Consider the following 17999-nt stretch of genomic DNA (forward strand, 5'->3'; position numbering starts at 1 on the left):
ACTCATTCACTCACCGCCGGCGTGCCGGCAACGGAGAAGCATCATGGCCCGCAGCCATCCGCTCGAACGCTATCGCAATTTCGGTATCATGGCGCATATCGACGCCGGCAAGACCACCACGACCGAGCGCATCCTTTATTATACCGGCAAGTCCTACAAGATCGGCGAAGTCCATGACGGCGCCGCCACCATGGACTGGATGGAGCAGGAGCAGGAGCGTGGCATCACCATCACGTCGGCTGCGACGACCTGCGTGTGGAAGGCCGAAGAGGGCAAGGGCCCCGAGCATCGCCTGAACATCATCGACACTCCCGGCCACGTCGACTTCACCATCGAAGTCGAACGTTCGCTGCGCGTGCTGGACGGCGCGGTCGCCGCGTTCGATGGCGTTGCGGGCGTTGAGCCGCAGTCGGAAACCGTGTGGCGCCAGGCGGACAAGTATAAGGTGCCGCGGATGTGCTTCATCAACAAGCTCGACCGCACCGGCGCCAATTTCTATTATTGCGTGCAGACGATCATCGATCGCCTGGGCGCGACCCCGGCCGTCCTCTATCTGCCCATCGGCGCGGAATCGGAGTTCAAGGGTCTGGTCGATCTGGTCGAGAATCGCGCGATCATCTGGAAGGATGAGAATCTGGGCGCGGAATTCTCCTATGAGGAAATTCCGGCCGATCTCGCCGACAAGGCCGCCGAATATCGCGAAAAGCTGATCGAACTCGCCGTCGAACAGGACGACGAGGCGATGGAAGCCTATCTCGAAGGCAATCTGCCCGACACCGCGACGCTCAAGAAGCTGATCCGCAAGGGTACGCTGAACCAGTCGTTCGTGCCGGTCCTGTGCGGTTCGGCGTTCAAGAACAAGGGCGTGCAGCCGCTGCTCGACGCGGTCGTGGACTATCTGCCTTCGCCGCTCGACATCGAAGACGTGCAGGGCATCAATCCCGACACCGAACAGCCCGACAGCCGCGCGACTGCGGACGACGCGCCCTTCTCGGGCCTGGCGTTCAAGATCATGAACGATCCGTTCGTCGGTTCGCTGACCTTCCTGCGCGTCTATTCGGGCACGTTGACGAAGGGCACTTATCTGAACTCGGTCAAGGACAAGAAGGAAAAGATCGGCCGTATGCTCCTCATGCACGCGAATTCGCGTGAGGACATCGATGCCGCCTATGCCGGTGACATCGTCGCGCTGGCCGGCATGAAGGAAACCACCACCGGCGATACGCTTTGCGCGGAGCGCCAGCCGATCATTCTGGAGCGGATGGAATTCCCCGAGCCGGTGATCGAGCTGTCGGTGGAGCCCAAGACCAAGGCCGACCAGGAAAAGATGGGCGTCGCGCTCAACCGCCTGGCCGCCGAAGATCCGTCCTTCCGCGTCACGACCGATCACGAATCGGGCCAGACCATCATCAAGGGCATGGGCGAACTCCACCTTGAAATCCTGGTCGACCGCATGAAGCGCGAGTTCAAGGTCGAGGCGAATGTCGGCGCGCCGCAGGTGGCCTATCGCGAATATCTCAAGAAGGCCGTCGACGTCGACTATACCCACAAGAAGCAGTCGGGCGGCACCGGCCAGTTCGGCCGCATCAAGGTGAAGCTGACGCCGGGCGAACGCGGCGCGGGCATCATCTTCAAGGACGAGATCAAGGGCGGCAATATTCCCAAGGAATATATCCCCGCGATCGAAAAGGGCATGCGCGAAACCGCGGCCACCGGCTCGCTGATCGGCTTCCCGATCATCGACTTCGAAATCAACCTGTATGACGGCGCCTATCATGACGTCGACTCGTCGGCGTTGGCGTTCGAAATCACCGGTCGCGCGGCGATGCGTGAAGCGGCGCAGAAGGCAGGTATCACGTTGCTCGAGCCGGTCATGAAGGTCGAAGTCGTCACCCCGGAAGAATATCTGGGCGACGTCATTGGCGACATGAACAGCCGTCGCGGTCAGATCCAGGGCACCGACACCCGCGGCAACGCGCAGGTCGTCGAGGCGATGGTCCCGCTGGCCAACATGTTCGGCTATGTGAACTCGCTGCGTTCCTTCACCCAGGGGCGCGCGAACTATTCGATGATCTTCTCGCACTATGACGAAGTGCCGCAGAATGTGGCGGACGAAGTCAAGGCGAAGATGGCCTGATGATTTTTCTCTGGCCGGGCCGTGCAAACGGCTCGGTTAGGGGCTGGTAATCTGTGAATTTGCTGCTATGGACGCGCCTTCGCGAGGCGCGGCCGAGCGGTCAGACAAAAGCTGATTTGATTAGAAGGTAGGATAAAATGGCTAAGGCTAAGTTTGAGCGGACCAAGCCGCACTGCAACATCGGCACCATCGGTCACGTCGACCATGGCAAGACCTCGCTGACCGCAGCGATCACCAAGGTGCTCGCTGAAACCGGCGGCGCGACCTTCGTTGACTATGCCAACATCGACAAGGCTCCCGAAGAGCGCGAGCGCGGCATCACCATTTCGACCGCCCACGTCGAATATGAGACCGAAGCCCGTCACTACGCGCACGTCGACTGCCCGGGTCACGCCGACTACGTCAAGAACATGATCACCGGTGCGGCCCAGATGGACGGCGCCATCCTCGTCGTTTCGGCCACCGACGGCCCGATGCCGCAGACCCGCGAGCACATCCTGCTCGCCCGCCAGGTCGGCGTGCCGCAGCTCGTCGTATTCATGAACAAGGTCGACCTCGTTGACGATCCGGAAATCCTTGAGCTCGTCGAGCTGGAAATCCGCGAGCTGCTGTCGTCTTACGACTTCGACGGCGACAACATCCCCGTCATCCCCGGCTCGGCCGTGAAGGCGCTGGACGGCACGAACGACGAAATCGGCAAGCAGGCCGTTCTGAAGCTGATGGAAGCGGTCGACACCTTCATCCCGCAGCCGGAGCGTCCGATCGACAAGCCCTTCCTGATGCCGATCGAAGACGTGTTCTCGATCTCGGGCCGCGGCACCGTCGTGACCGGCCGTGTCGAAACCGGCATCGTCAAGGTTGGTGAAGAAGTCGAAATCGTCGGCATCAAGGACACCCGCAAGACCACCGTCACCGGCGTCGAAATGTTCCGCAAGCTGCTCGACGAAGGTCGGGCGGGCGACAATATCGGTGCGCTGATCCGTGGCGTGGGCCGTGAAGAAGTCGAGCGCGGTCAGGTTCTGGCCAAGCCCGGCACCATCACCCCGCACACCGAGTTCGACGCCGAAGTCTACGTTTTGTCGAAGGAAGAAGGCGGCCGTCACACCCCGTTCTTTGCGAACTATCGTCCGCAGTTCTACTTCCGCACCACCGACGTGACCGGCGAAGTGATCCTGCCCGAGGGCACCGAGATGGTCATGCCGGGCGACAATGTGAAGCTCGGCGTCAAGCTGATCGCTCCGATCGCGATGGACCAGGGTCTGCGCTTCGCGATCCGCGAAGGCGGCCGGACCGTCGGCGCAGGGGTTGTCGGCACGATCTCGAAGTAATATAGGACCGCAGCGGCGCGAATCGTCTGATTCGCGCCGCTGAGGATTTTAACCGCCCCGGATCGCCTTTCTCCGGCTCCTATGAGCTAGAAGGGCCAGAAACGGGGCGGTAAATTTTTGTTGGCGCATTTTCACAAGTCATTGGCTGCTCCGGCTGATTTTTGAAAATGCTCTAAGTTTTTGGCTCTTTCGCATCGGTACAGGAACAATGGACAGCAACATCCGCATTCGCCTCAAGGCGTTCGATCATCGCGTGCTTGATCAGGCGACCGGCGACATCGCCGACACCGCCCGCCGCACCGGCGCCCTTATTCGCGGTCCGATTCCCCTTCCGACGCGCATCGAAAAGTTCACGGTCAACCGTGGTCCGCACATCGACAAGAAGTCGCGCGAGCAGTTCGAGGTCCGCACCTACAAGCGCATGCTTGACATTGTGCAGCCGACGCCGCAGACGGTCGACGCGCTGATGAAGCTGGACCTGGCTGCCGGCGTGAACGTCGAAATCAAGTTGGCCTAAAGCCAACAAGTCCCTGCTTTCCGAAAGGAGGACAGGGTATCGGGCATTCCGGAGATCCGGAAGCTCAAACGACACAAGGGATACCGCACGGCCCTTCCGGTGAACCGGAAAGGCGCGTGGTTCTGGTCCCCCGTCGCTATTCCCGAGCAGGGGGTGGCATCCAACCCGGACGGGGTGATCTAATATTTGGGTTGGGCCGCGAAGGAGAGATCCTGAGCGGTTTTTTCGTTGGATACGCCCGCTGCTAAGGCGGGCCTCTATGGGAGTAATCAGTGATGCGCACAGGCGTGATCGCTAAGAAAGTCGGGATGACCCGTCTGTTCCAGGAGGATGGACGTCATATTCCGGTTACGGTTCTGGCCCTTGAGGGCAATCAGGTCGTGGCCCGCAAGGAAGTCGATCGTGACGGTTATGTCGCGGTTCAGCTCGGTGCGGGCGTCGCGAAGGTCAAGAATGTCGCCAAGCCGCAGCGCGGCCACTTCGCCAAGGCGGAAGTGGAGCCGAAGGCGCGTCTGGTCGAATTCCGTGTCGCCGAGGATGCGCTCCTCGATGTCGGCGCCGAGATCGCGGCCGATCACTTCATTGCCGGCCAGTTGGTCGACGTTGCCGGTCACACCCAGGGTAAGGGTTTTGCCGGCGCCATGAAGCGCTGGGGCTTCGGCGGCATGCGCGCCACCCACGGCGTGTCCATCAGCCACCGTGCCCATGGTTCGACCGGTAACCGTCAGGATCCGGGCCGCGTCTTCAAGAACAAGAAGATGGCGGGTCACATGGGTGATCGCGAACGGACCCAGCAGAATCTCGAAATCGTCCGCACGGACGTCGAGCGCGGCCTGCTGTTCGTCAAGGGCAGCGTTCCGGGCGCCAAGGGTACCTGGCTGACTGTCAGCGACGCCGTCAAGGTGAAGCGTCCGGCTGATGCGCCCTATCCGGCGAGCCTCAAGGCTGCCGCCAACAGCAACTCTGCTCCGGCTGAGACGCCTGCTCCTGAAGCGGCTGCTCCCGAAGCGACCGAAGGCCAGGAGGGCTAATCCATGAAGGTCAAGGTACAGACCCTCGACGCGCAGACCGCTGGTGATGTGGAGCTGAACGATGCCGTGTTCGGTATCGAGCCCCGCACCGACATTCTGCACCGCGTCGTCACCTGGCAGCTCGAAAAGCGCCGGGCTCCGACCCGCGCCACCCGTGAGCGTTCGGACGTTGCCCGCACCGGCAAGAAGTTCGGTCGCCAGAAGGGCGGCGGTACGGCTCGTCACGGCGATCGCCGCGCTCCCGTCTTTATCGGCGGTGGTAAGGCTCACGGCGCCCGCGCCCGCACCTTCGGTCACGACCTCAACAAGAAGGTTCGTGCGCTCGGCCTGAAAATGGCCCTGTCGTCGAAGGTTAAGAGCGGTTCGCTGATCGTTCTCGACAATCTCGATGTGGCGGAAGGCAAGACCAAGGCTCTGGTCGCGCACCTTGCCAAGCTGAACCTCAACAAGGCGCTGTTCATCGACGGCGACGCGGTGAATGTCAGCTTCGCGAAGGCTTCGGCCAACATCATCGGCGTGAACCTGCTGCCGGCCGTCGGCGCCAACGTTTACGACATCCTGAAGGCCGACTCGCTGGTGCTGACCCGCGCCGCGGTCGAAAAGCTGGAGGCCCGTTTCAATGGCTAAGAAAGAAGCCGCGACCGTGGACAACCGTCATTATGACGTCGTTGTCGCGCCGGTGATCACCGAGAAGTCGACCCTTCTCTCCGAGAACAACGCCGTGGTCTTCAAGGTCGCCAATGACGCGTCCAAGCCGGAGATCAAGGCCGCCGTCGAGGCGATCTGGGGGGTGAGCGTCAAGAGCGTGAACACGCTGGTCGCCAAGGGCAAGACCAAGAAGTGGAAGGGCAAGCCCTACACCCGCTCGGACGTGAAGAAGGCGATCGTTCGCCTGGCTGATGGCCAATCGATCGACATCACCGAAGGAGTGCGCTGACCATGGCGCTGAAGACATATAACCCGACGAGCCCGGCCCAGCGCGGCCTGATCCTCGTCGACCGCAGCGGCCTGCACAAAGGCAAGCCCGTCAAGGCGCTGACCGAAGGCAAGCGCAAGACCGGCGGCCGCAACAACAAGGGCCATGTGACCTCGCGCGGCATCGCCGGCGGTCACAAGCAGCGCTACCGCATCATCGACTTCAAGCGTCGCTTGTGGGACGTTGAGGGCACGGTCGAGCGTCTGGAATATGACCCCAACCGCACCGCCTTCATCGCGCTGGTCAACTATCCCGACGGCACCCAGGCCTATATCCTGGCGCCGCAGCGTCTGGCCCCCGGTGACAAGGTCATCGCGGGCAAGAAGACCGACGTGAAGCCGGGCAATGCGATGGAACTCGGCCAGATGCCGGTCGGCACCATCATCCACAATATCGAGATGAAGCCCGGCAAGGGCGGTCAGCTCTGCCGTTCGGCGGGCACCTATGCCCAGTTGGTCGGTCGCGATCGTGGCATGGTGATGGTCCGCCTGTCCTCGGGCGAGCAGCGCTATATCCGTTCGGACTGCATGGGCACCGTCGGTGCCGTGTCGAACCCGGACAATGCCAACACCAATCTCGCCAAGGCCGGTCGTAACCGCTGGCTCGGCAAGCGTCCGCTGACGCGCGGTGTGGCGAAGAACCCGGTCGATCACCCGCATGGCGGTGGTGAAGGCCGGACCTCGGGCGGCCGTCATCCGGTCACGCCCTGGGGCAAGCCGACCAAGGGTGCGCGCACCCGCCACAACAAGGCGACGGACAAGTTCATCATCCGTAGCCGCCACGCGAAGAAGAAGAGGTAAGCGAGATGGCTCGTTCCGTCTGGAAAGGTCCGTTCGTGGACCTCAGCCTTCTGAAGAAGGCGGAAACCGCGCAGGACGCCGGTGGCCGTTCGGGTCCGATCAAGACTTGGTCGCGCCGTTCCACCATCCTGCCGCAGTTCGTTGGCCTGACGTTCAACGTCTATAATGGCCGCAAGCATGTGCCGGTCTCGGTGAACGAGGAAATGGTGGGTCACAAGCTGGGCGAATTCGCCCCGACCCGCTACTTCCCCGGCCACGCCGCCGACAAGAAGGGCAAGCGCTAATGAGCAAGGAAAAGGCTCCCCGTCGCGTCGCCGACAATGAGGCGCTGGCCGTTGGCACGCAGATCCGTGGTTCGGCCCAGAAGCTGAACCTGGTCGCCACGCTCATCCGCGGCCGCAAGGTCGAGGACGCGCTGAACATCCTCGCCTTCTCCAAGAAGGCGATGGCGGTCGACGTGCGCAAGGTGCTGGCTTCGGCCATCGCCAATGCGGAAAATAATCACAATCTGGACGTCGACGCGCTGGTCGTCGCGGAAGCATCGGTGGGCAAGAGCTTCACCCTGAAGCGCTTCCACGCCCGCGGCCGCGGCAAGTCGACCCGGATCCTCAAGCCCTTCAGCCGCGTGCGCATTGTCGTGCGTGAAGCTGGCGAAGAAGCGGAGGCGTAAGCACATGGGTCACAAGAGCAATCCGATCGGTCTGCGTCTTCAGATCAACCGTACCTGGGACAGCCGTTGGTATGCCGAAGGCGCCGACTATGGCCGTCTGCTGCTGGAAGATCTCAAGATCCGCAAGTTCATCATGAAGTCGCTGCCGCAGGCCGCGATTTCGAAGGTGGTGATCGAGCGTCCCGCCAAGCTGTGCCGCGTGTCGATCTACGCTGCCCGTCCCGGTGTCATCATCGGCAAGAAGGGCGCGGACATTGAGAAGCTGCGCAAGAAGCTGGGCGCGCTCACGTCTTCGGACGTGTCGCTGAACATCGTCGAAATTCGCAAGCCGGAAGTCGATTCGAAGCTGGTGGCGCAGGGCATTGCCGATCAGTTGGAGCGCCGCGTGGCGTTCCGCCGCGCGATGAAGCGCGCGGTGCAGTCGGCTCTGCGTCTGGGCGCCGAAGGCATCAAGATCACCTGCGGCGGCCGTCTGGGCGGCGCGGAGATCGCCCGCGTCGAATGGTATCGCGAAGGCCGCGTTCCGCTGCACACGCTGCGTGCGAACGTCGACTATGCCGAAGCCGAAGCCCACACCGCTTATGGCGTTTGCGGCATCAAGGTCTGGATCTTCAAGGGTGAGATCCTGGGTCATGATCCGATGGCCACCGACCGGCTGATGCTGGAGGCTCAGACCTCCGGCGTGCGCCCGGCGCGCTGAGAATAAGGTAGGTATAGCGTCATGCTGCAACCGAAGAAAATGAAGTTCCGCAAGACCTTCAAGGGCCGGATCAAGGGCGATGCCAAGGGTGGCGCCGCTCTGAACTTTGGCTCCTATGGTCTCAAGGCTCTGGAGCCTGAACGGATCACCGCGCGTCAGATCGAAGCGGCTCGTCGTGCGATCACCCGCCACATCCGCCGGCAGGGCCGTTTGTGGATCCGCGTGTTTCCCGACGTTCCCGTGTCGAAGAAACCCGCCGAAGTCCGTCAGGGCAAGGGCAAGGGTTCGGTCGAATATTGGGCCGCCCGCGTCAAGCCGGGCCGCATCCTGTTCGAACTGGACGGCGTTCCCGGCCCGCTCGCAGCAGAGGCCTTCTCGCGCGCCGCGATGAAGCTGCCCATCAAGACCAAGGTCGTTGCCCGCCTCGGCGACACCTCGCATCTGGAGGGTTAAGCACATGGCGAATGTCGCAGACCTGAAGACCAAGACGGACGACGAGCTGTCGACCGAACTCAACAACCTGAAGCGCGAGCAGTTCAACCTGCGTTTCCAGGCGGCCACCAACCAGCTGGAAAAGCCCAGCCGGGTCAAGGAAGTCCGCCGGTCGATTGCGCAGATCAAGACCCTGCAGACCGAGCGTAACCGCTCGGCCGCGAAGTAAAGGAAACACACGATGCCCAAGCGCGTGCTGACGGGAACGGTGGTTTCCGACAAGACCGACAAGACGGTGGTGGTTCGCGTGGAGCGCAAGGTGAAGCATGCGCTCTACGGCAAGATCATCCGCCGTTCGAAGAAGTACCATGCCCATGATGAGGGCAATGTCTACAAGGAAGGCGAAACGGTCCGCATCGAAGAGACCGCTCCGATTTCCAAGCTCAAGACCTGGAAGGTCATCGAGCGCGTGGACACCCACAAGTCGCCGGAAACGGCAGCCTGAGGGAAGGCTCACTGACTCTTTGAGTCATATGCGCAACGCGGGGCTGGCCTTTTCCTCAAGGAAAGGGTACAGGCCCGCGCTTCGCGTAGAGACTCAAGGGTCCAGGCACGAAATTCGGAACCGCCGGGAATCATTCCGGTAGGCCAAATAAGAAGGAACCGGATCCATGATCCAGATGCAATCCAATCTTGACGTCGCTGACAACAGCGGCGCCAAGCGCGTCCAGTGCATCAAGGTGCTGGGCGGCTCGAAGCGGCGCTTCGCGAGCGTGGGCGACATCATCGTCGTCTCGATCAAGGAAGCTGCGCCTCGTGGCAAGGTGAAGAAGGGTGACGTGCATCGCGCCGTCATCGTGCGCACCGCCAAGGACGTGCGTCGCGCTGATGGCAGCGTGATTCGCTTCGACGGCAATGCCGCTGTGCTCATCAACAAGAACGAGGAGCCGATCGGCACCCGTATCTTTGGCCCGGTCGTTCGCGAACTGCGCGCCAAGAAGCACATGAAGATCATCTCGCTTGCCCCCGAGGTGCTGTAATGAGCGCTGCGAAGATCAAGAAGGGCGACAAGGTCGTCATCCTGGCCGGCAAGGACAAGGGCCGCACCGGCGCCGTCCTGCAGGTGCTGCCGAAGGAGGACAAGGTTCTCGTCGAAGGCATCAATGTGCATGCGCGTCACCGCAAGCCCGACCAGGCGAACCCGCAGGGCGGCATCGAGCGTAAGCCGGCGCCGCTTCACATTTCGAACGTCGCTGTCGCTGACAAGGATGGCAAGCCGACCCGCGTCCGTTTCGAGGATCGCGACGGCAAGAAGGTCCGCGTCGCCGTCAAGTCCGGTGAGGTGCTGTAATGAGCGACAAATATACGCCGCGCTCGAAGGCGCAGTATGACGCCGAAATCGCCAAGGCGATGACCGAGAAGTTCGGTTACAAGAACGTCATGCAGGTTCCGAAGATCGAGAAGATCACGCTCAACATGGGCGTGGGCGAAGCGACCCAGGACAAGAAAAAGGTCACGCAGGCCGCCGAGGAAATGGAACTGATCGCTGGCCAGAAGCCGGTCATCACCAAGGCTCGCAAGTCGATCGCGCAGTTCAAGCTGCGTGAAGGCATGCCCATCGGCGCCAAGGTCACGCTGCGCCGCGAGCGCATGTACGAGTTTCTTGATCGTCTGATCAACATCGCTCTGCCCCGCGTGCGCGACTTCCGTGGTCTCAATCCGAAGAGCTTCGATGGCCGTGGCAACTATGCCTTCGGCATCAAGGAGCAGTTGATCTTCCCGGAGATCAACTATGACCGCATCGACAAGGTGCGCGGCATGGACATCATCGTGACCACCACGGCGAAGACGGACGAGGAAGCGCGCGAACTGCTGCGCCTCTTCGGCTTCCCCTTCCCGCTCGAAGAGAAGCAGGCGGCCTAATCTGGCCCCGCTTCTCTCCCAACGCTTAAGCTAAGGAAGAGAACTTAAGTCATGGCGAAACTGAGTTCGATCAACAAGAACGAGCGCCGCAAGAAGCTGGTGAAGAAATATGCCGGCCGCTATGCGAAGCTCAAGGCGATCGCGAATGATACGACCGCTGATGACGGCGATCGTCTGATCGCGCGTCTGAAGATGGCGGAGATCCCCCGCAACGGCAACCCGACCCGCGTGCGTAACCGCTGCGAGCTGACGGGCCGTCCCCGGGCCTACTACCGCAAATTCCGTCTCTGCCGCGTGCAGCTGCGTGATCTGGCCAACAAGGGCCTGATCCCCGGCGTCACCAAGTCGAGCTGGTAAGGATCATTTGAGATGGCATTGACCGATCCCCTGGGTGATATGCTCACCCGCATCCGCAACGGGCAGCAGGCGAAGAAGGACAGCGTTGTGTCCCCCGCTTCGAAGCTGCGCGCCCGCGTGCTCGACGTGCTCCAGCGCGAAGGTTACATCCGTGGCTATTCCGAGGAAGCCCTCGGCAAGCACCCCGGCCTGCGCATCGAGCTGAAATATTTCGAGGGCCAGCCGGCGATCAAGCATGTCGCCCGCGTGTCCAAGCCTGGCCGCCGCGTCTATTCGGGTTCGAAGGAACTGCCGGTGGTGCGCAATGGCCTGGGCATCACCATTGTCTCGACGCCCCGTGGCGTTCTGTCCGACGCCGAAGCGCGCGAGCAGAATGTCGGCGGCGAAGTGCTGGCGGAGGTGTTCTGATGAGCCGCACGGGTAAGAAGCCGATCGCCGTGCCTTCGGGCGTGACTGCGTCGATCGAAGGCGGGCAGTTGTCGGTCAAGGGGCCCAAGGGCACCCTGGCGTTGCAGTTGCGCGACGAGATCAGCTACACGATCGAGGACGGCAGCATTTTGGTGAAGCCGGCCAACGACACCAAAGCGGCGCGCGCCTTCTGGGGCATGCAGCGCACGCTGATCCAGAACCTTGTCACTGGCGTGACCGAGGGCTTCTCCAAGAAGCTGCTGATCACCGGTGTCGGCTACCGCGCCAATTCGCAGGGCAAGACCCTGAAGTTGCAGCTCGGCTACAGCCACGACGTCGATTTCGAGATTCCGGAAGGGATCGAGATCAAGACCCCGGATAACACCACGGTCGAGATCAGCGGCATCGACAAGCAGAAGGTCGGTCAGGTCGCCGCCGAGATCCGTCGCTGGCGCAAGCCCGAACCCTATAAGGGCAAGGGCATCAAATACGCCGGCGAGTTCATCTTCCGCAAGGAAGGGAAGAAGAAGTAAGATGGCAAAGCTTTCCCTCTTCGCGCGGCGTCGTCGCCGCGTTCGCACAGCGCTCAAGGCGGTTTCTGGCCACAAGCCCCGCCTCAGCGTCCACCGTTCGGGCCGTCACATCTACGCCCAGGTCATTGACGATGCGCAGGGCAAGACCCTGGCCGCCGCGTCGACCCTGGACAAGGATATCGGGGCCAAGGCTCTGGGCAAGACCGGCGCCTCTTCCGAAGCCGCAGCCGAAGTCGGCAAGCGCGTTGCCGCTGCGGCAACCGCTGCCGGCGTCACCAAGGTCGTGTTCGACCGTGGAGGCTTCCTCTTCCATGGCCGCGTCAAGGCGCTGGCCGATGCGGCCCGTGAAGCCGGGCTGGAGTTCTGATCATGGCTGACGAAAACACCATTGAAGCCGGCGCCCCCACCGAGGGCGTCGAGGCTGCACCGACCGAAGGTCGCGGTCCCGGCCGTGGCCGTGGTCGCGGCGGCGATCGCAACCGTGGCGAGCGCGGCGGCCGTGGCCGTCGTGATGACCGTCGCGGCAACCGCGACGAGGAGCAGGGCGAAGAGCTGATCGAGAAGCTGGTTCACATCAACCGCGTCTCGAAGACCGTCAAGGGCGGTAAGCGCTTCGGTTTCGCCGCTCTGGTCGTGGTCGGTGACGGCAAGGGCCGCGCGGGCTTCGGCCATGGCAAGGCGCGCGAAGTGCCCGAAGCCATCAGCAAGGCGACCGCTTCGGCCAAGAAGGCGATGGTTCGCGTTCCGCTGAAGGAAGGCCGCACGCTGCATCATGATGGCCTCGGCCATTTCGGTGCGGGCAAGGTGACGGTCCGTTCGGCGCCTGCCGGTACCGGCATCATCGCAGGCGGTCCGATGCGCGCCGTGTTCGAGAGCCTCGGCGTCGCTGACGTCGTGACCAAGTCGAACGGCACGTCCAACCCCTATAACATGATCCGTGCGACCTTCGCGGCGCTGGGCGAACAGACCAGCCCGAAGTCGGTGGCGCAGCGTCGCGGCAAGAAGGTCGCTGACCTTCTCCGTCGCGGCGGCGCCTCGGCCGAAGTCGCGCAGGCTGATGCCGAAGCGATTGCGGAGTAAGACGACATGGCGAAGATCAAGATCAAGCAGATCGGTTCACCGATCCGCCGTCCCGCCGACCAGAAGAAGATTCTGATCGGTCTGGGCCTTGGCAAGATGCACCGCGTGGTAGAGCTGGAAGACACTGCGGAAGTCCGCGGCGCCATCAAGAAGCTGCCCCATATGGTGGCAGTGGTCGAAGGCTAAACCCTTCGGTTCATCGAGATAAGGCGGGAGAGGGGGAAACCTCTCTTTCGTTTTTTGGGAAAGGGCGCTAATGGCGCGCCCTCTTTGTTGTCCCGCCGCGAAAAATCATGTGGCGGGACTTGCGCGAACATAGCGAAAGCGAGTGCACAGATGACGAAGCTTAACGAACTCAACGACAATGCCGGTGCCCGCAAGGGCCGGATGCGCGTCGGCCGTGGTATCGGCTCGGGCAAGGGCAAGACCGCCGGTCGCGGCCAGAAGGGTGCCAAGGCACGTTCAGGCGTCGCCATCAACGGCTTCGAGGGTGGCCAGATGCCGCTCCACATGCGTCTGCCGAAGCGCGGCTTCAACAACATCTTCGCCAAGGATTACGCGATCGTGAACCTGGGCGCGGTGCAGAAGGCGATCGACGCCGGCAAGCTCGACGCCAACGCCACCATCGACCATGCGGCGCTGAAGGCCGCTGCCCTTGCCCGCGGTGGCAAGGACGGCGTGCGCCTGCTCGCCAAGGGTGATCTGACCGCCAAGGTCAGCTTCCTGGTCGCCGGCGCGTCGAAGGGCGCGGTTGAAGCGGTCGAGAAGACCGGCGGCAAGGTCGACGTGATCGAGGTCGTTCCGGCGGCTGAGAAGGCTAAGGCGAAGAAGGGCACTACCCTCGCCGCCAAGAAGGCCGCAGCGAAGGCCTGATCCGGCCTGCCAAGGCTTGCAAGCGTGACCCCGCTGCCCGATATGGGTAGGCGGGGTCATGTGTTTCGGGGCAAGTTTTTGTCGCATCGGCGGCGATTCCCGGTTCGACAGCGCCCCATCACCCCGCTAAGGGGTTAGCGATTCCGCTCCGGGCATCCAAATCCCGGCAAGATGTTTTGAAGGGCAGCCACGATGGCATCGAGAGCCGACCAGCTCGCATCCAATCTCAGCCTGGCGAAGTTCAGCCAGGCGACCGACCTCAAGAAGCGCCTGTGGTTCACGCTGGGCGCGCTGATCGTCTTCCGCTTCCTGAGCTTCGTGCCGCTGCCGGGCGTCGATCCGACCGCCTTGTCGCAGCTCTACAAGCAGACCAATGGCGGCATCCTCGACATCTTCAACACCTTCTCGGGCGGTTCGCTCTCGCGCATGAGCCTGATCGCGCTCGGCGTGATGCCGTACATCACGGCCTCGATCGTGGTGCAGCTCGCCGCCTCCCTCTCGCCGCAGCTCGCGGCGATCAAGAAGGAAGGCGAAAGCGGGCGCAAGAAGCTCAATCAGTACACCCGCTACGGGACGGTCGGCCTGACAGCGGTGCAGGGCTATTTCATTGCCGTCGGCCTTGAGAGCTTCGGCGCGCAGTCGGGCGTACAGGCGGTGGTCGATCCGGGCATCCTGTTCCGGGTCGCGGCGGTGATCTCGCTGATCGGCGGCACCATGTTCCTGATGTGGCTGGGTGAGCAGATCACCTCGCGCGGCATTGGTAACGGCGTCAGCCTCATCATCATGGCGGGCATCGTCGCCCAGTTGCCGGTGACGCTCAGCAACCTGTTCAAGTCGAGCAGCACGGGCGCGATTTCCGGCCTGCTGATCTTCCTGGTGATCGTGCTGGGCTTTGGTCTGATTGCGTTCATCTGCTTCATGGAGCGGGCGCAGCGCCGGGTGCTGATCCAATATCCCAAGCGCCAGACGCGCCAGGGGCTGATGCAGGCGGACCGCAGCCATCTGCCGCTCAAGGTCAACACCGCCGGCGTGATCCCGCCGATTTTTGCCAGTTCGCTGCTGCTGATGCCGCTCACCGTCTCGCAATTTGCGGGCCGGACGGTGGCGGGCGAAAGCAAGCTGGGCGATTTCGTGCTGACGCTGAACCAGTATCTGTCGCACGGCAGCCCGGTTTATATGGGCCTCTATGGCCTCGGCATCGTCTTCTTCTGCTTCTTCTACACCGCCGTGGTGTTCAATCCGGAAGAGACGGCCGATAATCTCAAGCGCAATGGCGGCTTCATTCCCGGCATCCGTCCGGGCAAGAACACCGAAAATTATCTGGACTATGTGCTGACCCGGATCACGGTGATCGGCGCGGCCTATCTGGCTTTCATCTGCCTGGTGCCGGAATTCGTCATCGCCCGGGCGGGAATTCCCTTCTACCTTGGTGGGACTAGCCTGTTGATCGTCGTCAATGTTACGGTCGACACGGTTACGCAGATTCAGAGCCATCTGCTTGCCCATCAATATGGGGATCTGATCAAGAAGGCGAAGCTGAAGGGGCGTATGCGCTGAAGGGGCGCAGCACGTGAAAAGCGCGAAGAACAGGGGAGAATGCGCGACATGAATATCATTCTGCTCGGCCCTCCGGGCGCCGGCAAGGGAACGCAGGCGACGCGTCTGGTGGACAGCCGGGGCATGGTGCAGCTATCGACGGGCGACATGCTGCGCGCGGCGGTGAAGGCCGGGACGCCCATCGGCCTTAAGGCCAAGGCCGTGATGGAAGCCGGCGAACTGGTGTCGGATGAGATCGTGTCGGGCATCATCGGTGAAGCCCTCGATGCGCTGTCGCCGGAAACCGGCGTGATCTTCGACGGCTATCCGCGGACGGAGGCGCAGGCCTATTCGCTCGACGGCATATTGGCGGACCGCAATCGGACGCTCGACCATGTGATCGAGCTGGACGTGAACGAGGACGCGCTGGTTGAGCGTATCACCGGGCGCTTCACCTGCGCGACCTGCGGCGAGGGCTATCACGACACGTTCAAGACGCCGAAGGTCGAGGGTAGCTGCGACAAATGCGGTGGCCATGAGTTCAAGCGCCGCCCGGACGACAATGAGGAAACCGTGCGGACCCGCATGGCCGAATATCGCGCCAAGACCGCGCCGATCCTGCCCATCTACGAAGCGCGCGGCATCGTGTCGCGGGTCGACGGCATGGCCGACATGGACGATGTGACGGTTGCGATCGCGGCCATCTTGGACGGCAAGGGCGCCTGAGCTAATTTACCCTCCTGCAAGGGAGGGAAGGCGATGCGCAAGATCATGATTTTGGCATGGGCTGGTGCGGCGATGGTCGCGCCGGCCCATTGCGCTGTTACGGGCAGCAGCGATGTCGGTTTCGTGGCGGAGAATAGTGTCGATGTCTCCGCCGATGCGGCGACTGTCTATCGATTGTTGGGGCAACCGGCCCGCTGGTGGAACGGACAGCACAGCTATAGCGGCGATCCCGCCAATCTGAGCCTGGACCCCGTTGCGGGCGGCTGCTTCTGCGAAAAGGTGCCGGGCAAGGATGGGAAGGCCGGAAGCGTCGAGCATGGCCGGGTGATCTATGCGGCGCCGGACAAGCAATTGCGCCTTTCCGGGGCGCTGGGGCCGTTGCAGGCGGAGGCGGTAACCGGGACGCTCACTTTCGACATCGCGCCGACGGAGAAAGGCGTGCGGGTCGGAATGAGCTATGTCGTCGGCGGTTATATGCGCATGGGCGCGTCCAAGATCGCTCCGCTCGTCGACAGGGTTCTGACCGAGCAATTGCAGGGGCTGAAACGCGCGGCGGAAGCGGGACAGCCTTAGCTCGGGGCCGGCCTGGCCCTGTCGAACGCCAAGGGGCGCTTACGTCCGAATTCGTCACGCTTTCCGAAAATACAGCCGGGCCATGCGGTTAACCACGATATTAACGGAAAGATTGCTGTTCCGTTGCTATGGCGAGGACATGACGGGGTCGCGCCTTTCCACTGGCCGCTTGACGGAACTGGACGCGTTGCGCGGTCTGGGCGCCCTGTGCGTGCTGGTTTTTCATTATTCCACCCGCTTCCATGAACTGTTTCCGCAGGCGGCCCATGTGCCCTTCAGCTTCCTGGGCGGCAATTACCGGGTGCTGCTGTTCTTCACCATTTCCGGCTTTGCGATCTTCTTCACGCTCGACCGAATCCGGACCGCCGCCGATTTCGTGATCAACCGCTTTGCCCGGCTCTATCCCGCCTATCTGGTCGCGATGCTGCTGACGCTGGGGATCGAATATCTGGCGCGGGTGTCGCAACTGCTGATCGGGCCGGGCGCGATCCTGGCCAATATCACCATGTTGCAGGGTTTTGCCTTCTTGCCCGAGGTCGATGGCGCCTATTGGACGCTAACGGTCGAGATAGCCTTCTATTTCTGCATGGTGGCGATCTGGAAATGGGCGGGCGTCAAGCGGCTGGAGCTGGTGCTGCTGGCCTGGCTCGCGCTGCGTTGGCTCTATGCGCTGTGGCCGGGCATGCCCGAGCGGATCGTGATGCTGCTGGTGTTGCGCTATGTGCCCTTTTTCATCATCGGCATGTTGTCCTATCGCGTTTGGGCGGGGCAGCGAAGCTGGCGGCAACAGGCGCCCTATGCCGCGCTGGCTCTGCTCTCGATCGCGACGGTCGACAGCCCGGACATCACCCTGGCGGGCGTTGTCCTGCTGGGCGTCTTTGCGGCGCTGATCGCGGGGCGGCTGCGTTTTTTTAGCCTCCGGCCGCTCGTCTGGATGGGTGGGATCAGCTATTCCTTCTACCTCATTCACCAGCATGTCGGCTTTGTCGTGATGCTGAAAATGGCCGAGGCGGGGTACAGCCCCTGGGCGGGTTTTGCGACGGCCTTTGCGGTGGCGCTGGGTTTGGGCACGCTGATCAACCGTCTGGTCGAGCGGCCGGCTGGGGAGGCGATCCTGGACTGGTGGCGGCGGCGTCGGGAGAAGGCGGTGTCGAGCGAGGCGGCGCCGAGCCAAGTCTAGAGCGCGCTGCGTTAAATCGGATGCAGGTCGCGCGCTCTAAGCTTTTGTTGTCGCATCGTTTTTTGCGCAAAGCCGGTTCCCACTTTTGCGCACGATGCTTGTCTTATGACATTGTTGTCCGTTTGGGTCAGGATGAGATGCCCGTTCCGGGGTGGCCACCCCGGAACGGGTGGAAGGGGACGGATCGCGCATCGATGCCGGTCGATCAGGGACCGGGTT

Annotated in this window: 27 protein-coding genes; all 27 read left to right on the top strand. The window is 62.5% G+C overall.

The genetic code is table 11. From position 1 onward, the window contains the following. Nucleotides 1–43: 43 nt before the first annotated feature. The 27 genes from fusA (at nt 44) to HHL26_RS12485 (ending at nt 17780) form a co-directional block, all read left to right on the top strand. The gene (gene fusA, locus HHL26_RS12355; RefSeq protein ID WP_066560554.1) at nt 44–2137 is read left to right on the top strand and encodes an elongation factor G; all 2094 of its coding nucleotides are present in this window, start codon (nt 44–46) and stop codon (nt 2135–2137) included. A gap of 137 nt (nt 2138–2274) precedes the next feature. Further along, a complete protein-coding gene (tuf, locus tag HHL26_RS12360) occupies nt 2275–3465 on the top strand; it encodes an elongation factor Tu (protein WP_066560553.1) in 1191 nt (396 codons plus the stop codon). A 208-nt stretch (nt 3466–3673) separates the two neighbouring features. After that, complete coding sequence (gene rpsJ, locus HHL26_RS12365) at nt 3674–3982, top strand: 30S ribosomal protein S10 (RefSeq protein WP_007686587.1); 309 nt, start codon at nt 3674–3676, stop codon at nt 3980–3982. A 275-nt stretch (nt 3983–4257) separates the two neighbouring features. Continuing rightward, nucleotides 4258–5013 carry a 50S ribosomal protein L3 gene (rplC, locus tag HHL26_RS12370; protein ID WP_066560547.1) on the top strand — a complete coding sequence of 252 codons (756 nt, stop codon included), beginning with the start codon at nt 4258–4260 and terminating at the stop codon, nt 5011–5013. 3 nt (nt 5014–5016) lie between these two features. Further along, entirely contained in the window at nt 5017–5640 is a 624-nt protein-coding gene (gene rplD / locus HHL26_RS12375) for a 50S ribosomal protein L4 (protein WP_066560544.1), read from the top strand. After that, on the top strand, nt 5633–5950 hold the full coding sequence (locus HHL26_RS12380) for a 50S ribosomal protein L23 (protein WP_066560542.1): 318 nt from the start codon (nt 5633–5635) through the stop codon (nt 5948–5950). Before rplD ends, HHL26_RS12380 begins: the two co-directional genes overlap by 8 nt. A gap of 2 nt (nt 5951–5952) precedes the next feature. Then, entirely contained in the window at nt 5953–6789 is an 837-nt protein-coding gene (gene rplB, locus HHL26_RS12385) for a 50S ribosomal protein L2 (RefSeq protein ID WP_066560540.1), read from the top strand. Nucleotides 6790–6794: 5 nt separating this feature from the next. Further along, entirely contained in the window at nt 6795–7073 is a 279-nt protein-coding gene (rpsS, locus tag HHL26_RS12390) for a 30S ribosomal protein S19 (RefSeq protein WP_046761676.1), read from the top strand. Beyond that, nucleotides 7073–7459, top strand: coding sequence for a 50S ribosomal protein L22 (gene rplV / locus HHL26_RS12395; RefSeq protein WP_004208717.1), 387 nt, complete (start codon nt 7073–7075; stop codon nt 7457–7459). The genes rpsS and rplV overlap by 1 nt, the downstream gene beginning before the upstream one ends. Before the next feature lie 4 nt (nt 7460–7463). Then, nucleotides 7464–8159 carry a 30S ribosomal protein S3 gene (gene rpsC, locus HHL26_RS12400; RefSeq protein ID WP_066560532.1) on the top strand — a complete coding sequence of 232 codons (696 nt, stop codon included), beginning with the start codon at nt 7464–7466 and terminating at the stop codon, nt 8157–8159. Nucleotides 8160–8180: 21 nt separating this feature from the next. Then, nucleotides 8181–8612, top strand: coding sequence for a 50S ribosomal protein L16 (rplP, locus tag HHL26_RS12405; RefSeq protein WP_066560530.1), 432 nt, complete (start codon nt 8181–8183; stop codon nt 8610–8612). Between the two features lie 4 nt (nt 8613–8616). Further along, nucleotides 8617–8820 carry a 50S ribosomal protein L29 gene (gene rpmC, locus HHL26_RS12410; protein WP_007707894.1) on the top strand — a complete coding sequence of 68 codons (204 nt, stop codon included), beginning with the start codon at nt 8617–8619 and terminating at the stop codon, nt 8818–8820. Nucleotides 8821–8832: 12 nt separating this feature from the next. Next, nucleotides 8833–9096, top strand: coding sequence for a 30S ribosomal protein S17 (gene rpsQ, locus HHL26_RS12415; protein WP_006960320.1), 264 nt, complete (start codon nt 8833–8835; stop codon nt 9094–9096). Nucleotides 9097–9262: 166 nt separating this feature from the next. Further along, nucleotides 9263–9631, top strand: coding sequence for a 50S ribosomal protein L14 (rplN, locus tag HHL26_RS12420; RefSeq protein ID WP_007686569.1), 369 nt, complete (start codon nt 9263–9265; stop codon nt 9629–9631). After that, a complete protein-coding gene (gene rplX / locus HHL26_RS12425) occupies nt 9631–9942 on the top strand; it encodes a 50S ribosomal protein L24 (RefSeq protein ID WP_025547274.1) in 312 nt (103 codons plus the stop codon). Before rplN ends, rplX begins: the two co-directional genes overlap by 1 nt. After that, nucleotides 9942–10514, top strand: a complete 573-nt coding sequence (gene rplE, locus HHL26_RS12430) for a 50S ribosomal protein L5 (RefSeq protein WP_066560528.1) — start codon at nt 9942–9944, stop codon at nt 10512–10514. Before rplX ends, rplE begins: the two co-directional genes overlap by 1 nt. Before the next feature lie 51 nt (nt 10515–10565). Beyond that, on the top strand, nt 10566–10871 hold the full coding sequence (rpsN, locus tag HHL26_RS12435; protein ID WP_066560526.1) for a 30S ribosomal protein S14: 306 nt from the start codon (nt 10566–10568) through the stop codon (nt 10869–10871). Nucleotides 10872–10883: 12 nt separating this feature from the next. Continuing rightward, entirely contained in the window at nt 10884–11279 is a 396-nt protein-coding gene (rpsH, locus tag HHL26_RS12440) for a 30S ribosomal protein S8 (protein WP_021239751.1), read from the top strand. Further along, nucleotides 11279–11812 (top strand): 50S ribosomal protein L6, encoded by a 534-nt coding sequence (gene rplF, locus HHL26_RS12445; RefSeq protein WP_066560523.1) that lies wholly within the window; start codon nt 11279–11281, stop codon nt 11810–11812. The genes rpsH and rplF overlap by 1 nt, the downstream gene beginning before the upstream one ends. A gap of 1 nt (nt 11813) precedes the next feature. Further along, complete coding sequence (gene rplR / locus HHL26_RS12450) at nt 11814–12179, top strand: 50S ribosomal protein L18 (protein WP_066560522.1); 366 nt, start codon at nt 11814–11816, stop codon at nt 12177–12179. Nucleotides 12180–12181: 2 nt separating this feature from the next. After that, complete coding sequence (rpsE, locus tag HHL26_RS12455) at nt 12182–12892, top strand: 30S ribosomal protein S5 (RefSeq protein ID WP_082748715.1); 711 nt, start codon at nt 12182–12184, stop codon at nt 12890–12892. Between the two features lie 6 nt (nt 12893–12898). Beyond that, nucleotides 12899–13078: a 50S ribosomal protein L30 gene (rpmD, locus tag HHL26_RS12460; protein WP_066560520.1), complete on the top strand. Its 180-nt coding sequence runs from the start codon at nt 12899–12901 to the stop codon at nt 13076–13078. A 150-nt stretch (nt 13079–13228) separates the two neighbouring features. Then, nucleotides 13229–13765 carry a 50S ribosomal protein L15 gene (gene rplO, locus HHL26_RS12465; protein WP_066560518.1) on the top strand — a complete coding sequence of 179 codons (537 nt, stop codon included), beginning with the start codon at nt 13229–13231 and terminating at the stop codon, nt 13763–13765. A gap of 192 nt (nt 13766–13957) precedes the next feature. Then, nucleotides 13958–15322, top strand: a complete 1365-nt coding sequence (gene secY, locus HHL26_RS12470) for a preprotein translocase subunit SecY (RefSeq protein ID WP_066560516.1) — start codon at nt 13958–13960, stop codon at nt 15320–15322. 48 nt (nt 15323–15370) lie between these two features. Next, on the top strand, nt 15371–16027 hold the full coding sequence (locus tag HHL26_RS12475; RefSeq protein WP_066560505.1) for an adenylate kinase: 657 nt from the start codon (nt 15371–15373) through the stop codon (nt 16025–16027). Nucleotides 16028–16060: 33 nt separating this feature from the next. Then, complete coding sequence (locus HHL26_RS12480; protein WP_066560503.1) at nt 16061–16600, top strand: ATPase; 540 nt, start codon at nt 16061–16063, stop codon at nt 16598–16600. A 139-nt stretch (nt 16601–16739) separates the two neighbouring features. After that, complete coding sequence (locus HHL26_RS12485; RefSeq protein WP_066562045.1) at nt 16740–17780, top strand: acyltransferase; 1041 nt, start codon at nt 16740–16742, stop codon at nt 17778–17780. The last annotated feature ends 219 nt before the right edge of the window (nt 17781–17999 follow it).

It is taken from the genome of Sphingobium sp. TB-6, assembly GCF_012927365.1.
GTDB lineage: Bacteria > Pseudomonadota > Alphaproteobacteria > Sphingomonadales > Sphingomonadaceae > Sphingobium.